A 19,628-nucleotide genomic window follows, 5' to 3' on the forward strand; every position below is an offset into this window, starting at 1 on the left:
TCATGAACCCGCGAGGGCGCCCGCTGACGTCAGCGGCCCGTCAAGTGTAGGCCCTGGCGATGGCATCCTCAAAGAGGATCGACACCGGGAAGGAGTCGCCCAGCTGTGATCCTTCTCGTCAAGTCCAGCCAACACGCCGCATGGACCACAGATTTCATCGTGCCGTGTTGCGTGACGGGACCATCGTCGATAGCGTTGCCGGAGCCGTTGCAGTACTCCATGACGGGCGCTTCCCTGCGTGTCGACCTGGTTGTCCACACGCATCCGCGGTTGTGGACAGTCCTGTGGACAGGTGTATCAGGTGTATAAACGACTGAACGACTGGACGGAGCAGGTACGTCGGTCCACGCGGCACCGTCCGTGGTGGGCGACGGGCGGGTTCCCGGAGGGGAGGCGGCGTGGCGACCGAGCCTGGCACATCTCGCAACGAGCCAGACTTCACCCGGGCGTGGGAGCACGTTCTCTCCGAGTGCGGTACCAGTGGCGGCGCCTTCCTGAGGAACGCGAAACCTCTGACCGTCCACGAGTCGACCATGATGGTCGCCGTCCCCAACGACTTCACCCGCGAACGCATCGAGACGAAGATGCGCGGCGCCCTCGAGGAGGCGCTCAGCGACTACTACCGCCGGTCGATGCACCTGGCGCTCACGATCGAGCCGGACCTCGAGCTGGATCTGCGCGCCCCCGACCACGACGACGAGGGGACCGGCGAGGCCAGGAGGGAGGAGTCCGCTCCCCGTTTCGTCCCGCGCAAGGGCGCCCCGTCGCTGCTGCTGAGCGAGTCGGCCGGTCCCTCCTCGTCCGCCCCGGACCCGAACGGCTCCGAGCAGCGCCTCAACCCGCGATACACCTTCGACAACTTCGTCATCGGCGCCTCGAACCGCTTCGCGCACGCGGCCGCCGTCGCGGTGGCCGAGGCCCCTGGCAAGGCCTACAACCCGCTCATGATCTACGGCGAGTCGGGGCTGGGCAAGACGCACCTGCTCCACGCCTTGGGCCACTACGTCATCGACTACTACGAGGGCGTCCGCGTGAAGTACGTCTCGACCGAGGAGATGACCAACGAGTTCATCAACGCGGTCGGCGAGAACCGCACGGTCGAGTTCCGCCGCAAGTACCGCGACGACGTCGACGTGCTGCTCGTCGACGACATCCAGTTCCTCGAGGGCAAGACGCAGACGCAGGAGGAGTTCTTCTACACCTTCAACGCCCTGCACAACGCCCAGAAGCAGATCGTCCTCACCTCCGACCGGCCACCCAAGGCGCTCGAGCAGCTCGAGTCGCGGCTGCGCAGCCGCTTCGAGTGGGGCCTCATCACCGACATCCAGCCCCCCGACCTGGAGACCCGCATCGCGATCCTCCAGCGCAAGGCCCTCGCCGAACAGCTGCTCGTGCCCGCCGACGTGCTCGAGTTCATCGGCTCGCGCATCCAGACGAACATCCGCGAGCTCGAGGGCGCGCTCATCCGCGTGACGGCCTTCGCCTCGCTCAACCGGGAGCCGGTCACCCACGACCTGGCGGACCGGGTGCTCGCCGACCTCATCCCCGACGGGACCGACGCCGAGGTGAGCGCCCAGCTCATCATCGCCGAGACGGCCGGGTACTTCGATGTCTCGGTCGAGGCCCTGTCGGGCTCGAGCCGGACGCAGCCGCTCGTCCTCGCCCGTCAGATCGCCATGTACCTGTGCCGCGAGCTCACCGACCTGTCGCTGCCGAAGATCGGCCAGGAGTTCGGCGGCAAGGACCACACGACCGTCATGCACGCCGACCGCAAGATCCGCGAGCTCATGCGCAAGCAGCGCAGCGTGTTCAACCAGGTCTCCGAACTCACCAACCGGATCAAGCAGGCCGCCGCGCGCGGATGAACTGCGCCGGCCGCACCCGAGCAGTACCCGACGGAACCGTTGGGCGGGGCCGGGGGCGACTCACGATCACGGGTCCGACTCCCAGGGCTCCCACCGCCTCGTTCCGCCCCGCCCCTTCGGTGGGAGATCCTGTGGACAACTCGTCGACCCCGTGGATTCGTTGTGGTCCGTCGTCCTCAGGCCCGGGCCCGATCCACCGACCCCGGCCCGGCGTCCACCTCCTGTCAACAGCCCGTCCTCAACCGGTGGACGCGCTGGTCAGGGAGAACGAACGTTGTCCACAGTTCCCACAGTCGTTAAGAGGACTGCAGTTCTTAACCGTGTGAAGGATTCCTCAACACAGGACACCGGTGGATCGGTGGACGGTCCGAGCAGAACGAGACGATCGGAGTGGAGCCGGGGGCGATCCGGAGGGAGATCGTCGGGATAGGCTGGTCTGACCGTCGAAGCATGGAGGCCCGTCATGATCGCACCGGAGATCCCGGCGCCGCGGATCGCTGCGCGCACGCGCGGTCTGACCAAGGTTTACGGCCAAGGCGATGCCCGGGTCGTCGCGCTCGATCACGTCGACGTCGACTTCAGCGGCGGGCGGTTCACCGCTGTCATGGGCCCCTCCGGTTCCGGGAAGTCTACGCTCATGCACTGCGTGGCGGGGCTCGACAGGCCGACCAGCGGCGATGTCCTCATCGGCGAGACCACCATCAGCACGCTGCGGGACGCCAAGCTGACGGCCCTGCGCAGGGACCGCATCGGCTTCATCTTCCAGGCCTTCAATCTGGTACCGACGCTGACCGCGCGCGAGAACATCGAACTCCCGATGGCCATCGCCGGCCGCAGGCCCGACCGGGACTGGTTCGACCAGGTGATCACTGCGGTCGGTCTGGCCGACCGCCTCGCCCACAAGCCGTCCCAGTTGTCCGGCGGGCAGCAGCAGCGCGTCGCCTGCGCGCGCGCCCTCGTGAGCAAGCCCGACATCATCTTCGCCGACGAGCCCACGGGGAACCTCGACTCGCGCAGCTCCGCCGAGGTGCTCGCCTTCCTCGCCCGTTCGGTCGCCGATCTGGGGCAGACGATCGTCGTGGTCACCCACGACCCGGTGGCCGCCGCCCACGCCGACCGCGCGCTCTTCCTCGCCGACGGGCGCATCGTCGGCGATCTTCCCGATCCCACCCGCGAGAGCGTCCTGGACTACATGGCCCGTCTGAGCCCCGACGACGAGCTCGCCGATGCCGACACGACCGAGATCCCCGCGATCACGAACCCCATCAAGGCTCCGATCCCGTCGCCGGCGGCCTCCGCCGGCGACGGGATCGGTCGCAGGATTCCTGCTTCCGCCGGCACGGCGTCCTGCCGCACCGGCGACCGGTCCGGTACCCGGGTCCCCGCCGGTCGTACCGTCCCCGCCATGCGGCCTGTGGAGCACATGCGGCCGGCGCCGGCCTCCGCTCCTGCCGCCTCGGCCGCCCGGCCCGCGGTGCGTCCGCCGGCCCCCCGCCCGGCGCCGGCCGCCTCATCCTCCGTCGCGCCGTCGGTCCCCGCCGCCCGGATGCCGGCCCCGGCGCCCCCGATGACGCGGCGGATGACGTCCTCCCCGACGCCTGTGACGCGTCCGGTGCCCCACCCGGCGGACCCGACCCATCCGACGAGTCCGGACACCGCCCGTTCGGTGATTCGTCGTGAGCCCGTCGTCCCCCGGCCGGCACCGACCGCCCCGGTGAGCGGTTCCATCCCGCCCCGTCCTGCGTCGGCCGGGGTCGCGCCGATCAGCTCCGTGTCGACGACCGGTTCCGCCGGATCCGCGCCGCGGCCGGAACACGCGTCCGGGACTGGCGGCGCCGCGCGGAGCGCCGTCGCACGGAACGGCGCTGCGTTGAACGGCTCCGGGCCGGACGGTTCCGGGATGCGCGGCGCGAGGCCGACCAGTGGCGCGGGACCGACCGATGGCGTCGAACCGGCTCGCGGCGGGGCGAGCGGTGCCGGGGCGATCGGCACGACGGCCCCCACCGCCGAGCGGTCCTGCTTCCCGAATCCGTTCGCGCCCATGACCAGGCCCGCAGCAGCACCGATGAGCCGACCGGGCGCCGTGCCCACGGGCGGGGCCGTCCCCCCGCTCGCGACCAGCCCCGCGCCCCCGCCCACAGGACGTCCCGGGGACATCCCCCCGAGCCGTTCGGAAGCCGTGCCCAGGAGGAGGCCGGAGAACGGGCCCGTCGACGGGAACCGCGGGCTCGACGGGCACGGCGCCCCGGGCACGGCGCGGTCGAACCCGTTCGCCCCCGGCGCCGCCGCTCCGGCGCGCACCGGCCCGTTCACCGCGGGCCTCGGCGCGGGCGGTCCCCTCGCGAGGCGCGCGGCCACCGGCGCGTCCGCCACGAGCAGCCCCGCCTCGACCCGCCCGGCCGTCGACGCCCCCACCCCCGGCCCCGCTGGCGCCGGGGGCCTGTCCCCCGCCGTTCCGACGGTCGACGGCCGGTCCCGTACCGCCCCGCCCGTTCGGATCCCCGAGGGGAGCGGGGCCGGTCTTCGTCCGATCGTCCCGGCCCCGCTGCCCGGCGCCGGGGCACGCATCACCGTCGACGGTCACCACGCGGGGACGGGGGCGCCGTTCCCCGGCACTCCCGCATCCACGCCCGGCACCGCTGCCCGCGGACCGGTCGACGGGTCCGCCCGCCGGCAGGATGCGTCCGCCCCGGGACGCGCCGCGCCGCTGCGCCGGGTCGACCCCGTCGTCCCGCCGCCCCTCCGGGGCGCCCCGCCGGTGGTTCCCGTCTTCCCGCCGCACGTGCCGACGGCCCCGCCGCATGTGCCGCCGTTCACCCCCGCGGCCCACTCGGGTGTGCCGCCCGCCCCGCAGTCCCGGCGTACGGAGCCGTCCCCCGCGGCGGGTGCCCCCGGCGCACCACCATCCCCGCCGACGCAGGGCCGCACCGGCCGGCCGTCCCCGGTACCCGCGATGTGGGCCGAACCCGACGAACCGGCCCCGGACCGCGCCACGACCTTCCCGGCCCGGGCGCCGGTGACGCCCGCGGTCGACGGGGCCGACGCGGGGAGCGAGCAGGTCTACGACGCACCCGTCCAACTGCCGCGGACTCGCCCGGCGCGTTCGATGCCCGACGAGAGACCGGCCCGCTACCGCCCCGCGAGGCGCGCCTGACATGTGGCGGGCCGCCTGGAAATCCCTCATGGGCCACAGACTGCGGCTCGTGCTGTCCACGCTGTCGGTCGTGCTCGGCATCGCGTTCATGTCCGGGACGCTCACCTACACGGTGATGCTGTCCGACAGTTTCGACTCGATGAGTCGGGGATCGCTCACCGACATCTCGGTCTCGGTGCGCTCCGACGACAGCCGTCCCGGCACCGCGGCGGGCTCCGTCTCGGGCGCCGCCGCGGCCACCGTCCCGGCCGGTGAACTCGACACCGTCAGGGGGGTCGCCGGCGTCGAGAGCGCCACGGGCATCATCTCGGCCTCCGACCGGGTCTACCTCCTCGACACTGACGGCCGGATCGCCGGGGCCTCCACGACCAGCGTGGCGATGAACTACCACGGCGAACCGTCCATGGGCCACCGGACCGGTCTCCAGGTCGAGCAGGGGCGAGCGCCCACTGCGGACGACGAGGTGGCGGTCGACCCGGCCACGCTCGCCGACTCCGGCCACTCGGTCGGCGACCGGGTCACCGTCCTCGCCTCCGACGGCTCGCGCGTGCAGCTGACGATCGTCGGCGCCGCCGGCTACGCCCACGGCGCCACGGCCGGAGCCAGCTACCTCTTCTTCGACGAGGCGACGGCCTCCCGGCTGCTGCTCGACGGCTCCAGCGGCTACAGCACGATCGGCGTCACCGTCGCCGAGGGCTTCGACGTCAATGCCGTCAACGACGCCGTCAACGCCGTCCTGCCCGACGGCCTCCAGGCCACCACCGGTGAGACGACCGCCGGGCAGATCTCCGACGCCATCGACGAGGCGATGAGCTTCATCAACGTCTTCCTCGGCGTCTTCGCGACGATCGCCCTCGTCGTGGCGGGTTTCATCATCGTCAACACCTTCTCGATCCTCGTCGCCCAGCGCTGCCGCGAGCTGGCGCTCTACCGCGCCCTGGGCGCCTCCCGCCGCCAGGTGCGCGACTCGGTCGTACTCGAGGCCGTCGTCATCGGATTGTTCGGCGGCGCCGCCGGGATCGTCCTCGGCGCCGTCCTCGCCTGGGGCATCAGCCGGGTCGTCGCCGCTCTGGGCATGGAGCTCGGCAGCTCCGTGCCGATGCCCAGTCCCGCCAACGTCGTCGGTTCACTCGTCCTCGCCGTCGTCGTCACCGTGTTCTCCGCCTGGGGGCCGGCCCGCAGGGCCTCCCGGGTGCCGCCGGTGGCCGCCATGAGCGGCGAGTTCTCCACCGGCGCCGAGGGCCTCGGCCGTCGCGCCCGGGTCGGTGCCGTCTGCACCGTCGCCGGCGCAGCGGGCGTCGTCGCCGGGGCGCTCGGCGCCTTCGACGCCCACCTGTGGGTCCTCGGCATCGGCGCCTTCGCCGTCCTCATCGGCGTCGCCCTGTCCAGCCCGGTCGTCGGCAGGCCCCTCATCTGGCTGCTCGGACGCCTGTGGCGCCTGCTGTTCCACGAGTCCGGCAGGCTCGCCGAGCTCAACTCGATCCGCCAGCCGCGCCGCACCGCGGCCACCGCCTCGGCCCTCATGATCGGGCTGATGCTCGTCACGATGCTGTCGATCATGAGCTCCTCGGCCTCGGCGTCGATCCGCCGGTCCGTGCACGAGGACCTGCGCGGCGACTTCATCGTCAGGCCGGTCAACTACAGTCCCCTGCCGAAGGGCACGACAGAGCGGATCGCCGCGCTCGACGGCGTCGCCGACGTCCACCCCGAACGGCAGGTGGTCGCCATGACGGTCGGGCAGCAGCCGCTGCTCCTCGGGGCCTTCGCCGCCGGGGACTTCAACAGGATCGTCTCCGAGGAGATGCTCTCGGGTCGGATGAGCGACGACCCGAACACGGTGATCGTCCAGAAGGGCTTCGCCGACGCCAACGGCCTGACGGTCGACGACACGATCACCCTGCTCGACGCCGCGGCTCCGCTGCCGATCACGCTGCGGATCACCGGCGTCTTCGAACCGGCCGACGGCGCCACGAGTGCGGACGTCGTGACGAATCTGGCGACCGTGGAGCAGTTCGGCGGCGGCGACGCGGACGCCTTCCTCACCGTCGACGCGGCCCAGGGCGTCACCGTCGACGAGCTGCGCACCAGGATCGGGTCCGTCACCGGCTCGGATCCGCTCATCGTCGTGCAGTCCATGGACGACTACGCGGCCGAGCGCACCGCGATGATCGACCGGGTCATCACGATGGTCTACGCCCTGCTGGCCCTGGCCATCGTCATCGCCGTCCTCGGCATCGTGAACACCCTGGCCCTGTCGGTCATCGAGCGCACCCGCGAGATCGGCCTGCTGCGGGCCGTCGGCATGAAGCGCCGGCAGATCCGCACGATGATCACCCTGGAGTCGGTCACCATAGCCGTGCTCGGCGCCGTACTCGGCGTCCTCATGGGCGTCGGCTTCGGCATCGCCCTTCAGCACGTGCTCATCGGGCAGGGCCTCACGGTGCTGGCGATCTCGTGGCCGACGATCGGCGTCTTCCTCGCCTCGGCCGTCCTCGTCGGCGTCGTGGCGGCCCTGTGGCCCGCCCGCAAGGCGGCGCGGCTCGCCATGCTCCAGGCCATCGCCAGCGAATGACCCCGTCATCCGGGGATCCGGTCGCCCCGGGCTCGGTCGCGACACCCCGTCCACGGTGCGGACGAGCACGGTGCGGGCCGTCCGCGGTCCCTAGTGTCTGGGTCATGTCCCGCAGCGAAGACCTGGTGCAGCGCAGGCACGTCGACCTGTGCCTCGTCGCCGGCGCGCTGTGTTGCTGACCGACCGGCGCCCCTGAACACTCGGGGACCACGACTTTGTCCTCGGACCGACGGCGGTCACCGGCCGGTCGCCCCACCGGCGCGGCCCTGCGCACCGGTGCGTGGCCCACCGCTCCCGTGAACCGTCCGCCCGATCCGCGACCCTGTGCAGAACACCGGACCACAGCGGGGCCATCCGGCCCCGCGAAGGAGGCATGAGACACCATGGCGAACACGACCTCCGCGGCGATGCCGTCCCGACCGCGACGCAGCAACGGCCAGTGGGCCGTCGACGGGCGCGCCCCGCTCAACCCGAACGAGGAGTTCAAGCAGGCCGGTGGCAGTCCGCTGGCCGTGCGCGAGCGCATCGAGCGGATCTACTCGAAGCGGGGCTTCGACTCGATCCCCTCCGACGACCTCCACGGGCGCATGCGCTGGTGGGGCCTGTACACCCAGCGCGCCGAGGGCATCGACGGCCACCGCACCGGCACCCTCGGCCCCGACGAGCTGAGCGGACGCCACTTCATGATGCGCGTGCGCCTGGACGGGGCCGCGCTCACCGGTGAGCAGCTGGGCGTCCTCGCCGGCATCTCCCGCGACTTCGCCCGGGGCACTGCCGATCTCACCGACCGTCAGAACCTGCAGTTCCACTGGGTCGAGATCGAGTCCGTGCCCGAGATCTGGCGGCGGCTGGAGTCGGTCGGGCTGCGGACCGTCGAGGCATGCGGCGACACCCCGCGCGGCTTCCTCCTGTCGCCCGTCGCGGGCGTGGCCGCCGATGAGATCATCGACCCCGCCCCGATGCTCGCCGAGATCGCCCGCCGTTACCTCGGCAGGCCCGAGCTGGCGAACCTGCCCCGCAAGTTCAAGACGGCCGCGACCGGCCACCCCAGCCTCGACATCGCCCACGAGATCAACGACCTCTCCTACGTCGGCGTCGTCCACCCGCGGCTCGGGCCCGGCTTCGACCTGTGGGTCGCCGGCGGCCTGTCGACCTCGCCGCGACTGGGCGAGCGGCTCGGTGCCTTCTGCACCGAGCAGGAGGGCCCCGAGGTCTGGTACGCGATGGTCCGCCTGTTCCGCGACTACGGTCACCGGCGGCTGCGCAATCGCGCCCGGCTGAAGTTCCTGCTCGCCGACTGGGGCGTCGAGAAGTTCCGCCGGGTCCTCGAGGACGAGTACCTCGGCCGGCGTCTGACCGACGGCCCCGCTCCGGCGCTGTCGGTCGGCAATCCCGACCACATCGGTGTGCACGACCAGAAGGACGGTCGCAGGTACGTGGGTCTGGCCCCCCGGGTGGGGCGCCTGTCCGGCGAGGTGCTGGCGGGTCTGGCCGATGCCGTCGAGGTCGCCGGCGGCGCCCGCGTGCGCCCGACCCCGCTGCAGAAGCTCGTCGTCCTCGACGTCGCGCCCGACAGGGTGACGGACCTCCTGGCCCGGGTGGAGCCCCTCGGGCTCACCGCCCGACCCGGGCCCTTCCGCCGCGCGACGATGGCGTGCACCGGCATCGAGTACTGCAAGTTCGCCTTCGTCGAGACGAAGGCCGCGGCCACGGCGCTCGCGGCCGAACTCGACAGCCGCTTCGAGGGCGTCGGGATCGACCCGCCGATCGGCCTGGCGGTCAACGGTTGCCCCAACTCCTGCGTGCGCATCCAGCTCGCCGACATCGGGCTCAAGGGGCAGCTCTCCCGGACGGACGGCGGCGAGGGCTTCGCCTACCAGGTGCACCTGGGCGGGGGGCTGGCCACGATGGGCCGTCCGGAGGCCGGTTTCGGGCGCACGGTGCGCGGCCTGCGCGTCACGGCCGACGAGGTCGCCGACTACGTCGAACGCGTCGTGCGCCGCTACCTGGCCGGCCGGGACGGGGACGAGACCTTCGCCCAGTGGTCGCACCGCGTCGACGAGGCCGCACTGCGCTGAGACGTGCCGCGCCGGGGTTGTCCACAGATGTTGTGCACAACTGCGGTCGACTGTGGACGACCCTCTCAGCGGGCGTCGGGGCGGGGTCGGCACCGCCCCGGCCTGTGCGCTGCGGTCCGGGTGGCCAGTCGAGTCGATATGATGCAAGCACCGCCGCTCGCCCGCGCGAGCGGCGTCAACCGAACCGGTTCTCACAGGACGAGGAGCACAGTGAAGATCACAGTTGATCGCGGTGTCATGGCCGAGGCGGTCGCGTGGGTGGCCCGCAGTCTGCCCAGCCGTCCCAGCGTCCCGATCCTCGCCGGCCTGCTCATGCGTGCCGAGGGCGACCAGGTCGTCATGTCCGGCTTCGACTACGAAACGAGCGCGAGGATCACCATCGGCGCCCAGGTCGACGAGTCGGGCGAGGTGCTCGTCTCGGGCAAGCTGCTGGCCGAGATCGCCAAGTCGCTGCCCGATCGTCCCGTCCGGCTCACCGCCGGCGCCTCGAACGTCGAGCTCGTGTGCGGTTCGGCCCGCTTCACACTGCAGCTGCTGCCCGTCGAGGACTACCCGGACCTGCCCGAGATGCCCGCCGCCACCGGTTCGGTCGTCTCGGAGGACTTCGCCAGGTCGGTCGCCCAGGTGGTCATCGCCGCCGGCCGCGACGAGCTGCTGCCCGTCTTCACGGGCGTGCGCCTGGAGATCGACGGCGACCGGCTCTCCCTGCTGGCCACCGACCGTTACCGCATGGCCCTCAAGGAACTCACCTGGAACCCCGCCACCACCGGGGCCGAGGGCGCGGCGCTCGTGCCGGCCCGGGTGCTCGGCGAGGCGGCCCGCTCGATGAGCAGCGGCGAGACCGTCCAGCTCGCCCTGGCCAGCGAGGGGGCCGGCGAGGGCCTCATCGGTTTCGAGGGCGACGGGCTCAACGGCACCCGCCAGCTCACCACCCGCCTGCTCGACGGCGAGTTCCCCAAGGTGCGCCACCTCATGGACATCAGGGGCAACGTCGTCGTGCGCTGCAGCACCGCCGAGCTCATCGACTCCGTCAAGCGCGTCTCGCTCGTCGCCGAGCGCAACACCTCGCTGCGCATGGCCATCGACGAGGACAGCATCGCGCTCGACGCCGCCACCGGCGACCAGGCCCAGGCCACCGAGGCGGTCGAGGCCGTCATCACACGCGGCGGCGACGAGGTCACGGCCGTCGGCTTCAACCCGCACTACCTGTCCGACGCCCTCGGCGCGCTCACCCAGCCCTACGTCCAGTTCTCCTTCACCGCCCCCGGCAAGCCCTGTCTGGTGCAGGGCCTGCCCGAGCTCGACGGCGAGCCCGACGCCGACTACAGGCACGTCATCATGCTCATGAGGCTGCCCGGCTGAGCCGATCGTGTTCGTCGATCATCTCGAGCTGGTTGACTTCCGCAGCTATCGGGCCGTCTCGCTGGCGCTGCGGCCGGGCGTCAACCTGCTCATCGGTCCGAACGGTCACGGCAAGACGAACCTTGTCGAGGCCGTCGAGTACCTCTCGACGCTGGGCTCGCACCGCGTCGCCTCTGACGCCCCGCTGCTGCGCGCCGGCACGGAGCAGGCGATCATCCGCGCCGTCGTCGTGGCCGGCGCCGACGACCCCCGCCGGCTGCTCCTCGAGATCGAGCTCAATGCCGGGCGGCCCAACCGCGCCCGCATCAACCGCGTCCCGCAGCGGCGGGTGCGCGACCTCGTCGGCGCGTTGCGCACCGTCGTCTTCAGCCCCGAGGACCTGACCATCGTCAAGGGAGACCCGGCCGATCGGCGCGGCTTCATCGACGCCCTCATCGTTACCCGCTGGCCGCGCATGGCCGCCGTCAAGGCCGACTACGAGCGCGCCCTGCGTCAGCGCAACGCCCTCCTCAAGCAGCTCGCCAGGCGCGGCGGCCGGCCGGACGGGGGCTCGGCGGCCACCCTCGACGTCTGGGACGAGCGCCTCGCCGGTCTCGGGGCCGAGCTGCTCGCCGCCCGTCTGGTCACGCTCGCCGACCTGCTGGCCCCCACCCGCGCCGCCTACGCGGCGATCGCCCCCGTCAACGACGTGGCCGGGATCGGCTACAAGTCCTCCCTGCCGGGGCTGGCCGAGCTCTGCGCCCCCGACGACGACGGCCGTCCCGGGACGCCGGCCCCCGCCGTCCTCGACGACCTGCTCCGGCGTCAGATGGCCGCCCGCCGCCACGACGAGTGCCTCCGCGGCGTCTCGCTCGTGGGGCCCCATCGCGACGACGTCGAGCTGCGCATCGGCCCGCTGCCCGCCAAGGGTTACGCCAGCCACGGCGAGAGCTGGTCGCTGGCGCTCGCCCTGCGCCTGGGCAGCCTGCGGATGCTGCGCGCCGAGGGCATCGAACCGGTCCTCGTGCTCGACGACGTCTTCGCGGAGCTCGACGCCACCCGACGCGACCGGCTCGCCGACGCCGTCGCGGACGCCGAGCAGGTGATCGTCACGGCGGCCGTCGCCGAGGACGTCCCCGCCCGGCTCGAGGGCCTGCGTCTCGACGTCGCGATGCGCGTCGCGGCGGTGCCCGAGCGCGTCTCGGTGCTCAGCGGCCCGGGCGTCGTGGACCTCGACGGGCCCGAGGGGCCCGGTGAGGGGGAGGGCGCCCGCGGTGACGGCGATGACGGGTGCGACCGCGACGGGCCCGCACCCCCCGTGCCCGATGGCGCCGACGAGGACGGCGCCCCGGATGACCGGGACGAGGAGGACGGCCGATGAGCACCCGCGGCCCCGACGGCCCGGCCCCCGGGCCCGGGGGGAGCGGGCGGGACGCCGCGCGCTCGGGCGGCTTCGGCTCCGGGGAGTTCAGCGGTGCCTCCGCGCCCGGCGCGGACGAGGACTCCGTGACCGGCGCCGCCTCCGGCGGGGGCCGTCACCTCAGGGCCGTCCCGGACCCGGTCGAGCAGCACGATCCCGAGGGCTTCGACGTGGCGAGCCGGGTCGCCCACCGGCTGTCCGGGCTGCTGCCCCCGGCGCGTCTGGGGCCGGGCCGCGGGGGCCGCCGGCGTCGTCGCGTGACCGGCGAGCAGCGCTCGGGCCCGCGTCCCGACGCCCGCGACCCGCAGCCGCTCGGCGCGGCCGTCGACGAGCTCATCGCAGCCCGGGGCTGGCGCCGGCAGATCGGGCTGCGACTCGTCGTCCAGCGCTGGGACGAACTCGTCGGTCCCTCCAACGCCCGGCACTCGACGCCCGAGAGTTACCACGACGGAGTCCTCGTCGTCCGCGCCGAGTCGAGCACCTGGGCCAGTGCCCTGCGCGCGATCGCCCCGCAGCTCGTCGCGGAGCTCAACCGTCGCCTCGGCGACGGGGCCGTCACCCTCGTCGACGTCCGGGGCCCGAGCGCCCCCAGCTGGCACCATGGTCCCCGCTCGGTGCCGGGGCGCGGGCCCCGGGACACCTACGGGTAGTGCCCGTCCCCGTCCTGTCGGCTCGGTCCGGCATTCCACGATCCCGCGCTCACGGCGGCCTGCCGCCTGCCGCCTCCTCGTCCCCACCTCACGTCTGCGTTCCTGCCTCGGACATGTCCCGGGTTCCGGCGCGAACGTGAGGTGGGGACGGGGACGAGGAGGCGGGACCCGGAGGGGAGAGAGGTACAGGACCTGCGGGGCGGGTCAAGGACCGGGTCGGTCAGGGTGGCGGGGCGTGGTGCGGGCCGAGGAGGACGACGGGGCGCGAGGACCGGGCGCGGTTCGGGCCCCGGAGAACGGGACGGCGGATGCCGCGCGGGATCCCGACATGACGCGGGGTCCCCCACGCGAGAAGGGGTCGATCGCCGCAGAGGGCCGTTCCAAGGCCTTCAGCGGGTAGAGAGGTGTCGCATCGGGGCGCGGAAGCCTCGGGGTGGGCGCCCCTTACTGGTAGAATCGGACGCTGGGTGGCGCCCGTGCACACCCGTGACGGACAGGAGCACCATCCGGTGAGCGAAGAGCTGAACGAAGACGTCGACCCCGAGACGGCCGACTCCACCCCCGCCGGCGGCGATGACATCGTCCTGACGGAGAGCGCCGATGACTCGGTCGACGGCGACTACGGCGCCTCGGAGATCCAGGTCCTCGAGGGCCTCGAGGCCGTCCGCAAGCGCCCCGGCATGTACATCGGCTCCACAGGGGAGCGCGGCCTGCACCACCTCGTCTACGAGATCGTCGACAACGCCGTGGACGAGGCCCTGGCCGGCTACTGCTCGACCATCCGGGTCGAGCTCCTCGACGGCGGCGGCTGCCGCGTCAGCGACGACGGCCGCGGCATCCCGGTGACCGAGCACCCCGTCGAGCACATCAGCTCGCTGACCCTCGTGCTCACCGTCCTGCACGCCGGGGGGAAGTTCGGCGGCGGCGGCTACAAGGTCTCCGGCGGCCTGCACGGCGTGGGTTCCTCGGTCGTCAACGCCCTGTCCGAGCGCTTCCGCGCCGACGTCCGCCGCGACGGCTACCACTGGGCGCAGGACTACGTGCTCGGCGAGCCCACCGGCCCGGTCGAGAGGCTCGAGAGCAGCACAACGACCGGCACGACGATCACCTTCCACCCGAGCGCCGAGATCTTCGAGACCACGAACTTCAGCTTCGAGACCCTGGCCACCCGCTTCCGCGAGATGGCCTTCCTCAACAAGGGCCTGCAGATCGAGATCACCGATCTGCGCGCTGGCCACGTCGACGAGGACGGCTCCCCGCTGCACGAGGTCTTCCGCTTCGACCGCGGCCTGGTCGACTACGTCAACTACCTCAACGGCAGCCGCGAGGCCCTCTCCCCGGTCATCGACGTCGAGGCCCACTCTGCCGAACTCGGCATGGGCGTCGAGGTGGCGATGCAGTGGAACTCCGGCTACACGACGAGCCTCCACACCTTCGCGAACGCCATCAACACCCAGGAGGGCGGCACGCACGAGGAGGGCTTCCGCACCGCCCTGACCACCACGGTCAACAAGTGGGGCGAGGCCTGGGGCCTCATCAAGAAGCGCGAGGACCGCGTCTCCAACGACGACATCCGCGAGGGTCTCACCGCCATCGTCTCGGTCAAGCTCGTCGAGCCGCAATTCGAGGGCCAGACGAAGACCAAGCTCGGCAACACCGAGGCCCGCGGCTTCGTCCAGCGGGCCGTCAACGAGCGGCTCGGCGACTGGATGGAGCGCAATCCCGGAGAGGGCAAGGAGATCGTCCGCAAGGCGCAGGCCGCCGCCAGCGCCCGCATCGCCGCCCGCAAGGCGCGCGACATGGCCCGCAACCGCAAGGGCCTGCTCGGCTCCAGCGCGCTGCCCGGCAAGCTCGCCGACTGCTCCAGCAACGAGCCCGGCGAGTGCGAGATCTTCATCGTCGAGGGCGACTCGGCCGGCGGCTCCGCCAAGGGCGGCCGCAACCCGCGCACCCAGGCGATCCTCCCGCTGCGCGGCAAGATCCTCAACGTCGAGAAGGCCCGGGTCGACCGGGCCCTCCAGTCGGACACCATCGAGGCCATCATCAACGCCCTCGGCACCGGCGTGCACGAGGAGTTCGACATCAACAAGCTGAGATACCACAAGATCGTCCTCATGGCCGACGCCGACGTCGACGGCGCGCACATCCGCACGCTGCTGCTCACGCTGCTCTTCCGGTTCATGCCGGCCCTCATCGAGGGCGGCTACGTCTACCTGGCCCAGCCGCCGCTGTTCCGACTGCGCTGGACGAACTCGCCCCACGAGCTCGCCTACTCCGACGCCGAGCGCGACGCCCTGCGCGACGCGGGCCTGACGGCCGGCAAGAAACTGCCCAACGTCAACCCGATCCAGCGCTACAAGGGCCTCGGCGAGATGGACGCCCAGGACCTGTGGTCCACCACGATGGACCCGGACAACCGCATCCTGCTCCAGGTGAGCATCGACGACGCCGCCCAGGCCGACCAGATGTTCCAGATCCTCATGGGGGAGGACGTCGAGCAGCGCCGGCGCTTCATCCAGCGCAACGCCAAGGACGTCCGTTTCATCGATGCGTAGTCCCCAGGCACCCGGTCCCCGCTCGGCACCCGGCGCGCACGATCCCCGAATCGAGGAAGAATGATGAGCGACAACTCGAACAATGCCAACGACGGCGGCAAGGACGAACTGGTCGGACCCGGCAAGGGCACGATCGAGACCGTCGGGCTCAAGGGCGAGATCCAGAGCGCCTTCCTCGACTACGCCATGAGCGTCATCGTCGAGCGCGCCCTGCCCGATGTGCGCGACGGCCTCAAGCCCGTGCACCGGCGTGTCATCTACACGATGTACGACGGCGGCTACCGGCCCGACCGCGGCTGGAACAAGTGCTCGCGCGTCGTCGGCGACGTCATGGGCAAGTACCACCCGCACGGCGACTCGGCCATCTACGACACCCTCGTCCGCCTGGCGCAGCCGTGGGCGATGCGCTGCACGCTCGTCAACGGGCAGGGCAACTTCGGGTCCCCGGGCAACGACGGCGCCGCGGCCATGCGCTACACCGAGTGCCGCATGGCCCCGCTGGCCATGGAGATGGTCCGCGACATCGACCAGGACACCGTCGACTTCCAGCCCAACTACGACAACCGCGACACCGAGCCGACCGTTCTGCCGGCCCGCTTCCCGAACCTGCTCGTCAACGGCTCCACCGGCATCGCCGTCGGCATGGCGACGAACATCCCCACGCACAATCTGCGCGAGGTCGACGAGGCGGTCCAGTGGTTCCTCGCCCACCCGCAGGCCACCGACGAGGAGCTGCTCGAGGCGTCGATGGCCCGCATCAAGGGTCCCGACTTCCCGGGCGGCGCGCTCATCGTGGGCCGCAAGGGCATCGAGGACGCCTACCGCACCGGCCGCGGCTCGGTCATCATGCGCGCGGTCATCAGCATCGAGGAGGACGCCAAGGGCCGCACGCAGCTCGTCATCACCGAGCTGCCGTACATGTGCAACCCCGACAACCTGGCCCAGAAGATCGCCGACCTGGTGAACTCCGGGCGGATCAGCGGCATCGCCGACATCCGCGACGACACCTCGACGCGCACCGGCCAGCGCCTCGTCATCGTCCTCAAGCGCGACGCCCAGCCGCGCGTCGTGATGAACAATCTGTACAAGCACACGCAGCTGCAGGACACCTTCGGCTGCAACATGCTCGCACTCGTCGACAACGTGCCCCGCACGCTGAGCCTCGACCAGTTCATCCGCTACTGGGTCGACCACCAGCTGCAGGTCATCGAGCGCCGCACCCGCTACCAGCTGAACCAGGCCGAGAAGGAGGCGCACATCTACCGCGGCCTGGCCAAGGCCCTCGACATGATCGACGAGGTCATCGCGCTGATCCGCCGCTCGCCGAACTCCGAGGTCGCCAACCAGGGCCTCCAGGAGCTGCTCGACATCGACGAGGTGCAGGCCGCGGCCATCCTCAATATGCAACTGCGCCGCCTGGCCGCCCTGGAGCGCCAGAAGATCCTCGACAAGCTGACCGAGCTCGAGGCCCTCATCGCCGATCTCAAGGCGATCCTCGCCAGCGAGGACCGCCAGCGTCGGATCATCTCCACCGAGCTGGGCGAGATCGTCGACAGGTACGGCGACGAGCGCCGCACCAGGATCATCGCCGCCGAGGGCGACTTCTCCGAGGAGGACTTCGTCCCCGACGACGGCATGGTCGTGACGATCACTCGCGGCGGCTACGCCAAGCGCACCCGCACCGACCAGTACCGCCCCCAGCGCCGGGGCGGCCGCGGCGTGCGCGGCGCCACCCTGCGCGCCGACGACGAGGTGCAGCACCTGTTCGCCACGACGAACCACCAGTGGATCCTGTTCTTCACGAACATGGGCCGCGTCTACCGCATCAAGACCTGGCAGCTGCCCGAGGGCGGCCGCGACGCCAAGGGCGGCCACGTCGCCGGGCTGCTCAGCTTCCTACCCGGCGAGCGGATCGCCCAGGTGCTGGCGCTGCACGGCTACGAGGACGCCCAGTACCTCGTCCTGGCCACCCGCAGGGGCCTGGTCAAGAAGACGGCGCTGAGCGTCTACGACTCGCCCCGCCAGGCCGGCCTCATCGCCCTGAACTTCCGCGACGCCGACGACGAGCTGATCGGCGCCGAGCTGGTCGACGCCGACGATGACATCGTGCTCGTCTCCCGGCGGGCCCAGGCGCTGCGCTTCCACGCCACCGACGAGCAGCTTCGCCCGATGGGCCGCACCACCTCCGGCGTGACGGGCATGCGCTTCCGCGAGGGGGACGAGCTGCTGAGCATGGGCATCATCCCGGCCGGCACGGACGAGGGCGGGCTGTTCGTCTTCACCGTCACCGACGGCGGCTACGCCAAGCGCACCCCGGTGGGCGGCTACCGCGTGCAGAACCGCGGCGGCCTCGGCATCAGGGCCATGCGCATGGACGACGACCGCGGCCGGCTGGTCGGCGGTCTCGTCGTCCGCGCGAGCGACGAGATCATCGCCATCAAGGCCTCCGGCCAGGTGACGCGCTCGTCCGTCGGCGAGGTGAACCCGACCGGCCGCGACACGATGGGCGTGCGCTTCGTCGGCGTGCGGGGCGGGGACGAGGTCATCGCGATCGCCCTGAATCCGGAGCACGAGGAGCCCGCCGCCGAACCCCCCGGGGCTGTCGGGCCCGCAGGCCCGGACGAGCCCCCCGAGACCGCCGACGCCGGGGCCGGGCGTCCCGACGCTGATCGGAGCTGACGGGCGCGGCGCACCCGGGTGTGAGAAGCTGGTCATCAGGACGCCAGGGAAACGGTGTCTACGGCCGGCCTCCAACCCTCGGGCGTCCAGCCGGTCATCAGGACGCCCGCGAAACGGGCCACGAACAGGAACTCACGAGCCAGAACTCAGGAGGACCAATGGCGAAGGCCAAGGCGAAGTCCGCCGAGCAGGACCCCGACCGGACGCGCATCGTGCAGCGCCAGACCGTGGACGCGTCCGCGGGCGGCATCGGCGTGAAGCTGTCGGGCACCGGCAGGAACGTCCGCCGCCCCACCCGCAAGGCCCGGCTGCGCATCGCGCGCTTCGACCCCTGGTCGGTGATGAAGACCTCGTTCCTGTTCTCGATCGCCGCCGGCATCATCCTGTTCATCGCGGTGTGGGTCGTGTGGGGCATCATCTCCCTGTCAGGCGCCCTCGACCAGGCCCAGGAGGCGTTGACCGCCCTCGTCGGCAGCTCCTCGGGCTCGGGCCTCGAGCTGTCGAACTACGTCAGCCAGTGGCGCGTGCTCGGCTTCACCGCCATCGTCGCGGTGCTCAACGTCGTGTTCATCACAGCCGTCTGCACGCTGCTGAGCTTCCTGTACAACCTGGCCGCCAACGTCATCGGGGGCCTGGAGGTCACCCTCGCCGAGGACTGAGCGCCCGGCTGCCCACGCGCCCCCGCCGTCGGGCGTTTCCCGCCCGCGGCGCGGATGATGCGGCCCTCCTCGGCGGACACCCCGCGCAGCGGGCGCCATGGGACGGTGCGTTGCGGGGTTCTTCCGGTCGGCGAGGTTCCCAGAGCCCCCGGCGCGCCGCTCCGGGAACGGGTCGGGTCCTGATGACAAGAAGCTCGCCGACGAGCGGCGGACGGTCGGGTGGGCCTAACTGGACTTGAACCAGTGACCTCGTCCTTATCAGGGACGCGCTCTGACCAACTGAGCTATAGGCCCATCGGTGCCGCCACCGGCAGCACCGAGCCAGTACTGTACAGCACGGCGCGCGCAGGGCCCAAATCGTCGCCGACCGCCGGATGACGGGCCGTCGGAGGACCGGGTCGTCCCCGACCGGACCGCCTCCGTACGGGTCGGACCCCGCGCCGTGGGCCGGCCTCCGAGCGGCGTCCCGTAGCCGGTTCCGGTGCTGGCCGGACCCGTACCACGGGCCTGACCACGGGGCCGGGACGGGGTCGACCCCGGAGGCGTCCCTGATGGGTGAACCAGGGGTGGGGAGGGCGACGACCGCCCGTGCCGCGGCAGAACGGGCCAGGGTGCCCGGAAATTTCGTCATCCCGACCCCGCCACGCGTCAGGAC

The 19,628-nt window shown here is 71.9% G+C and carries 9 protein-coding genes, 1 tRNA gene and 1 pseudogene; 10 read left to right on the forward strand and 1 reads right to left on the reverse strand.

Annotation, left to right across the window (positions count from 1 at the left end; translation table 11 throughout):
* The first annotated feature begins 398 nt into the window (after window positions 1–398).
* The 10 genes and pseudogenes from dnaA to EGX94_RS06575 all read left to right on the forward strand — a co-directional run bounded on the left by dnaA (window position 399) and on the right by EGX94_RS06575 (window position 18,973).
* A complete protein-coding gene (dnaA, locus tag EGX94_RS06530; protein WP_021798757.1) occupies window positions 399–1,865 on the forward strand; it encodes a chromosomal replication initiator protein DnaA in 1,467 nt (488 codons plus the stop codon).
* 463 nt (window positions 1,866–2,328) lie between these two features.
* Complete coding sequence (locus tag EGX94_RS14325) at window positions 2,329–5,019, forward strand: ABC transporter ATP-binding protein (RefSeq protein ID WP_404825112.1); 2,691 nt, start codon at window positions 2,329–2,331, stop codon at window positions 5,017–5,019.
* A 28-nt stretch (window positions 5,020–5,047) separates the two neighbouring features.
* On the forward strand, window positions 5,048–7,591 hold the full coding sequence (locus EGX94_RS14060; protein WP_192962626.1) for an ABC transporter permease: 2,544 nt from the start codon (window positions 5,048–5,050) through the stop codon (window positions 7,589–7,591).
* A 383-nt stretch (window positions 7,592–7,974) separates the two neighbouring features.
* Window positions 7,975–9,669: a nitrite/sulfite reductase gene (locus EGX94_RS06545; protein ID WP_021796410.1), complete on the forward strand. Its 1,695-nt coding sequence runs from the start codon at window positions 7,975–7,977 to the stop codon at window positions 9,667–9,669.
* A 210-nt stretch (window positions 9,670–9,879) separates the two neighbouring features.
* The gene (gene dnaN, locus EGX94_RS06550; protein ID WP_021796412.1) at window positions 9,880–11,031 is read left to right on the forward strand and encodes a DNA polymerase III subunit beta; all 1,152 of its coding nucleotides are present in this window, start codon (window positions 9,880–9,882) and stop codon (window positions 11,029–11,031) included.
* A gap of 7 nt (window positions 11,032–11,038) precedes the next feature.
* A pseudogene (recF, locus tag EGX94_RS06555) lies at window positions 11,039–12,178 on the forward strand (DNA replication/repair protein RecF); the annotation flags it as partial.
* A gap of 422 nt (window positions 12,179–12,600) precedes the next feature.
* Entirely contained in the window at window positions 12,601–13,080 is a 480-nt protein-coding gene (locus EGX94_RS13785; protein WP_314710849.1) for a DUF721 domain-containing protein, read from the forward strand.
* A gap of 578 nt (window positions 13,081–13,658) precedes the next feature.
* Window positions 13,659–15,635, forward strand: coding sequence for a DNA topoisomerase (ATP-hydrolyzing) subunit B (gene gyrB / locus EGX94_RS06565; protein WP_226906084.1), 1,977 nt, complete (start codon window positions 13,659–13,661; stop codon window positions 15,633–15,635).
* A gap of 63 nt (window positions 15,636–15,698) precedes the next feature.
* Window positions 15,699–18,314, forward strand: coding sequence for a DNA gyrase subunit A (gene gyrA, locus EGX94_RS06570; protein ID WP_021797008.1), 2,616 nt, complete (start codon window positions 15,699–15,701; stop codon window positions 18,312–18,314).
* Window positions 18,315–18,472: 158 nt separating this feature from the next.
* The gene (locus EGX94_RS06575; RefSeq protein ID WP_051245588.1) at window positions 18,473–18,973 is read left to right on the forward strand and encodes a DUF3566 domain-containing protein; all 501 of its coding nucleotides are present in this window, start codon (window positions 18,473–18,475) and stop codon (window positions 18,971–18,973) included.
* A 220-nt stretch (window positions 18,974–19,193) separates the two neighbouring features.
* On the opposite strand, the gene EGX94_RS06580 is transcribed toward EGX94_RS06575, so the two are convergent.
* Window positions 19,194–19,267, reverse strand: a tRNA-Ile gene (locus tag EGX94_RS06580).
* Window positions 19,268–19,628 lie beyond the last annotated feature (361 nt).

Source organism: Propionibacterium acidifaciens, from assembly GCF_003798325.1.
GTDB lineage: Bacteria > Actinomycetota > Actinomycetes > Propionibacteriales > Propionibacteriaceae > Propionibacterium > Propionibacterium acidifaciens.